Origin of the sequence: Ramlibacter sp. (assembly GCF_035706265.1) — a bacterium.
GTDB lineage: Bacteria > Pseudomonadota > Gammaproteobacteria > Burkholderiales > Burkholderiaceae_C > Ramlibacter.
Genome location: NZ_DASSVG010000352.1, coordinates 1 through 4,814, shown reverse-complemented (window position 1 = coordinate 4,814; position 4,814 = coordinate 1). Strand labels below are relative to the sequence as shown.

The 4,814-nt window shown below is 68.7% G+C and carries 5 protein-coding genes; all 5 read left to right on the top strand.

Annotation, left to right across the window (positions count from 1 at the left end; genetic code table 11):
• Positions 1–589: hydrogenase small subunit (locus VFM98_RS12925; protein WP_325110330.1), on the top strand; the 589-nt coding region annotated here is incomplete at its 5' end.
• A 4-nt stretch (positions 590–593) separates the two neighbouring features.
• Positions 594–1,568, top strand: a complete 975-nt coding sequence (gene hybA / locus VFM98_RS12920; protein ID WP_325110329.1) for a hydrogenase 2 operon protein HybA — start codon at positions 594–596, stop codon at positions 1,566–1,568.
• On the top strand, positions 1,565–2,719 hold the full coding sequence (hybB, locus tag VFM98_RS12915) for a Ni/Fe-hydrogenase cytochrome b subunit (protein ID WP_325110328.1): 1,155 nt from the start codon (positions 1,565–1,567) through the stop codon (positions 2,717–2,719). Before hybA ends, hybB begins: the two co-directional genes overlap by 4 nt.
• 16 nt (positions 2,720–2,735) lie before the next feature.
• Positions 2,736–4,442 carry a nickel-dependent hydrogenase large subunit gene (locus VFM98_RS12910; RefSeq protein WP_325110327.1) on the top strand — a complete coding sequence of 569 codons (1,707 nt, stop codon included), beginning with the start codon at positions 2,736–2,738 and terminating at the stop codon, positions 4,440–4,442.
• Position 4,443: 1 nt separating this feature from the next.
• Positions 4,444–4,814: HyaD/HybD family hydrogenase maturation endopeptidase (locus VFM98_RS12905; RefSeq protein ID WP_325110326.1), on the top strand; the 371-nt coding region annotated here is incomplete at its 3' end.

Genomic DNA, 4,814 nt, shown 5'->3' with positions numbered 1-4,814 from the left:
TGGCTGCCCGCCCAATCCGTACAACTTCCTGGCCACGGTGGTGCACTTCCTCACCTTCGGCAAGCTGCCCGAGGTGGACGCGCAAGGCCGCCCCAAGTTCGCCTACTCCCGCCTGGTGCATGAACACTGCGAGCGGCGGGCGCACTTCGATGCCGGCCGCTTCGCCATGCAGTTCGGCGACGAGGGCCACCGCCAGGGCTGGTGCCTCTACAAGCTCGGGTGCAAGGGCCCCGAGACCTATGCCAACTGCTCCAGCATCGGCTTCGGCGAGGCCGGCGAGAACAACTGGCCGGTCGGTTGCGGCCACCCCTGCATCGGCTGCTCGGAAAAGGGCGTGGGCTTCACCAAGCCGATCCACCAGGTGGCCCTGATGAAGAACGTGGCACCGCCGCTGCAGTTCCCGCGCGTGGTGGAAGAACAAGGGAGGGGAGCCTCGCTCGCGGCGGCGGCGGCGCTGGCCGCACTGGCCGGCGCCGCCGCGGGCGCGGGCGCGATGCTCACGCGCAACCTGGGCCTGTCGCACGAGGCGGCCGAACTGAAGCGCTCGCGCCAGGCGGACGCCGGCTCGCAAGGCGGCGCGCAGGGCTGAAGCCATGGACAGCCGCCGCCGATTCCTGAAGGGCCTGGTCGCGGGCGGCGCCGCCGCCGCGACGGCCACGCTCGCACCCGAAGCCTGTGCGCGCGACAACCTGCAGCGCTCGCCCGACGCGCTGGGCCTGCTGTACGACGCGACGCTGTGCGTCGGCTGCAAGGCCTGCGTCGCCGCCTGCAAGGAGGCCAACAACAATCCGCCCGAGTTCTCCGGCCCGGAGCATCTGTGGGACACGCCCCTCGACACCTCGGGCACCACCTTCAACATCATCAAGATGTACGCGCAGGGGACGGGCCTGGAGAAGGACGCGGAGACCGACGGCTACGCGTTCATGAAGACCTCCTGCATGCACTGCGTCGACGCCTCCTGCGTGTCGGCCTGCCCGGTCTCCGCCATGACCAAGGACGCGAAGACCGGCATTGTCAACTACGACCCCGATGCCTGCGTCGGCTGCCGCTACTGCGTGCTGGCCTGCCCCTTCGGCATCCCGAAATTCCAGTACGACGGGCCGGCGGGAAAGATCGGCAAGTGCGAGCTGTGCAGCCACCGCGCCAAGGACGGCCGCTACGCGGCCTGCGCCGAGGTGTGCCCCACCGGCGCCACGCTGTTCGGCAAGACGACCGACCTGCTGGCCGAAGCCAAGCGGCGCATCGCGCTGAAGCCCGGAACCACGACGAAGTACCCGCGCGGCCGCATCGACGGCGCGGACGACAGCTGGGAAGGCCCGGTCGCGGCCTACAAGCAGCACGTCTACGGCGAGAAGGAATACGGCGGCACGCAGGTGCTGAAGCTCTCGGCGGTGGACTTCGAGAAGCTCGGCATGCCGAGCCTGCCGGAGCGTTCGACGGCGGCGACTTCCGAGACCATCCAGCACACGCTCTATGGCGGGCTGGTGCTGCCGCTGCTGGCGCTGGGCGGGCTGACGCTGGCTGCGAAGAAGTTCGTGCGGCCCGAGGACGAGGAGGGCACCGAATGAGCACGCACCATCCCGCGCCGGCGCCCGTCGGCGGCAAGCTGCTGAACCGCGTCACGCTGGTGTGCGGCCTCCTGGTCGCGGCCATGGCCGCCATCCTGCTCGTGCGGATGTTCAAGGGCCTGGGCTACGTGACCCACCTGAACGACGGCTACGCCTGGGGCCTGTGGGTGGTGGTCGACGTGATGGTCGGCTCCGCGCTCGCCTGCGGCGGCTTCTCGGTGGCGCTGCTGGTCTACATCTTCAACCGCGGCCGCTACCACCCGCTGGTGCGCCCGGCGCTGCTCGGCAGCCTGTTCGGGTACACGCTGGCCGGTGCCGGCATCTTCTTCGACCTCGGGCGCTGGTGGAACTTCTGGCACATCTTCTGGCCCGGCTACGTCAACCCGAACTCGGTGATGTTCGAGGTGGCCGCCTGCGTCACCGCCTACATCCTGGTGATGTGGATCGAGTTCTCGCCGGTGGCGCTGGAGAAGTTCGGCCTGCACGTGGCGAAGCAGAAGCTGGAGAAGTTCCTGTTCGTCTTCATCGCGCTGGGCGTGCTGCTGCCGATGATGCACCAGTCCTCGCTGGGGACCATGCTGGTGATCATGGGCTCGCAGGTGCACCCGCTGTGGCAGACGCCGCTGCAGGGCGCGGTCTACCTGCTCTCGGCCATCGTGCTGGGATGGGCGGTGGTGCTGTTCGAGAGCTGCGTGGCCGCGGCCGGCTACCGCCGCTCGATCGAGGTGCACCTGCTCGATCCGCTGGCCAAGGTGATGCTGGGCGTGCTGGCCCTGTACCTCGCGCTGCGGGTGGGCGACCTGATGTGGCGCGGCGTCCTCGGCCTCGCGTTCGAGCCGACCTGGGCGGCGATGTGGTTCTGGTTCGAGAACCTCGCCTTCCTCGCGCCCTACGCGCTGATCCGCACCGTGCAGCAGCGCCGCAACCCGGCCAACCTGTTTCTGGCCGGCATCTGCGTGATGGTCGGCGGCTCGCTGATCCGCCTGAACGGCTATCTCATCACCTTCAACAGCGGTCCGGGCTTCCACTACTTCCCCGCCCTCACCGAGATCCTCGTCACCGCCGGCTTCTTCGCCATCGAGGTGCTGGGCTACATCGTCATCACGCGCCGCTTCCCCGTGCTGCCGCGGGAAGAACCCGCCGCGGCCTGAACCAACGGAGATACGCATGGCCAACCGCATCACCATCGACCCGATCACCCGCATCGAGGGGCACCTGCGCATCGACGTCGACGTCGACGGCGGCAAGGTCCGCAAGGCCTGGTCCTCCGGCCAGATGTGGCGCGGCGTCGAGCTGATCCTGCTCGGGCGCGACCCGCGCGATGCCTGGGCGATCACCCAGCGCATCTGCGGCGTCTGCACCACCGTGCACGCCATCACCTCGGTGCGCGCGGTGGAGAACGCGCTGAAGATGGAAGTGCCGCTGAACGCGCAGTACATCCGCAACCTGGTCATCCTGGCGCATTCGGTCCACGACCAGATCGTGCACTTCTACCACCTCTCCGCGCTGGACTGGGTGGACGTGACCTCCGCGCTCAAGGCCGATCCGGACAAGGCCGCGGCGCTGGGCGAAAGCCTCTCCAGCTGGCACCTGAACTCGAAGCACGAGATGCGGCGCGTGCACGAGCGGCTCAAGGGCTTCGTCAACGGCGGCCAGCTCGGCATCTTCACCAACGGCTACTGGGGCCACCCGGCGATGAAGCTGCCGCCCGAGGTGAACCTGCTGGCGGTGGCGCACTACCTGCAGGCGCTGGAGGTGCAGCGGCGCGCCAACAAGATCGTCTCGCTGCTCGGTGGCAAGACCCCGCACATCCAGAACGTGGCCGTCGGCGGCGTGGCCAATCCGATCGCCACCGACTCGCAGGCGGTGCTGACGGTGGAACGCCTGATGGCGCTCAAGGGCTGGATCGACGAACTGCAGGACTTCGTCAAGAACGTCTACCTGGTCGACGTGGCGGCGGTCGGCGCCTTCTATCCCGAGTGGACGAAGATCGGCCGCGGCGTCACCAACTACCTCGCGGTGCCCGACCTGCCGCAGGACACCAAGGGCACGCAGTTCCTGCTGCCGGGCGGCTTCATCGAGGGCGGCGACCTCAAGGCCTTCAAGCCGATCAAGGAATTCGGCGACGCCTACTTCATGAAGGGCGTGGAAGAGTCGGTCAAGCACTCCTGGTACCAGCAGGACAGGAAGGGGCCGCTGCATCCCTACCAGGGCGAGACCAAGCCGCACTACACCGACTTCAAGGACGACGGCGCGTACTCGTGGCTCAAGTCGCCCACCTTCTACGGCAAGGTGGCGCAGGTGGGGCCGCTGGCCCGCGTGCTCACCATGCTCGCCGCCGGCCACGAGCCGACCAAGAAGTACGCCACGCAGACGCTGGAGACCGTCTCCGCGCTGGCGAAGACGCCCGTGGGCCTGGACGCCATGCATTCCACCATCGGCCGCCACGCCGCCCGCGCGATCTCCTGCGCGGTGCAGGTCGACCTGCTGGCCGAGCAGTGGACGGCGCTGGTGAACAACATCGCCAAGGGCGACGTGAAGACCTTCAACCCGCCGGTGTTCCCCAAGGGCGAGGTCATGGGCGTGGGCTTCCACGAGGCGCCGCGCGGCGCGCTGTCGCACTGGGTGGTGATCGACGACGGCAAGATCCGCAACTACCAGTGCGTGGTGCCCTCCACGTGGAACGCCTGCCCGCGCAACGACAAGGACGAGGCCGGCCCCTACGAGGCCTCGCTGGTGGACACGCCGATCGCCAACGCCGAGCAGCCGCTGGAAGTGCTGCGCACGGTGCACTCCTTCGATCCGTGCATCGCCTGCGCGATCCACCTCACGGATCTCGAACACGACACCGCGATCAGCGTCAAGGCGGTGTGAGATGCGCGCAGTCGTGCTGGGGATCGGCAACACGATCCTGAGCGACGAGGCCGCCGGCGTGCGGGCGGCCGAGGCGCTGGAGCAGGGTTGGCGGCTGCCGCCCGAGGTGCAGGTGATCGACGGCGGCACTTCCGGCATGGAGATGATCGAGGACCTCGCCGGCGCCGACCTGCTGATCGTGCTGGACGTGGTGAAGGCCGGCCACGCGCCGGGCACGCTGGTGCGCATCGCGGGCGAGGCGGTGCCGAAGTTCTTCCGCCGCAAGCTTTCGCCGCACCAGATCGGCCTGCCCGACGTGCTGGCCAGCCTCGAACTGCTGGGGACCATGCCGGCCGACATCGTCGTGCACGGCGTCGAGCCGGCCTCGCTGGA

Excerpts from the sequence above, each read along its gene's own strand:
- hybB (WP_325110328.1), top strand. The coding sequence starts at position 1,565 with ATGAGCACGCACCATCCCGCGCCGGCGCCCGTCGGCGGCAAGCTGCTG.
- hybA (WP_325110329.1), top strand. The coding sequence starts at position 594 with ATGGACAGCCGCCGCCGATTCCTGAAGGGCCTGGTCGCGGGCGGCGCC.
- VFM98_RS12910 (WP_325110327.1), top strand. The coding sequence starts at position 2,736 with ATGGCCAACCGCATCACCATCGACCCGATCACCCGCATCGAGGGGCAC.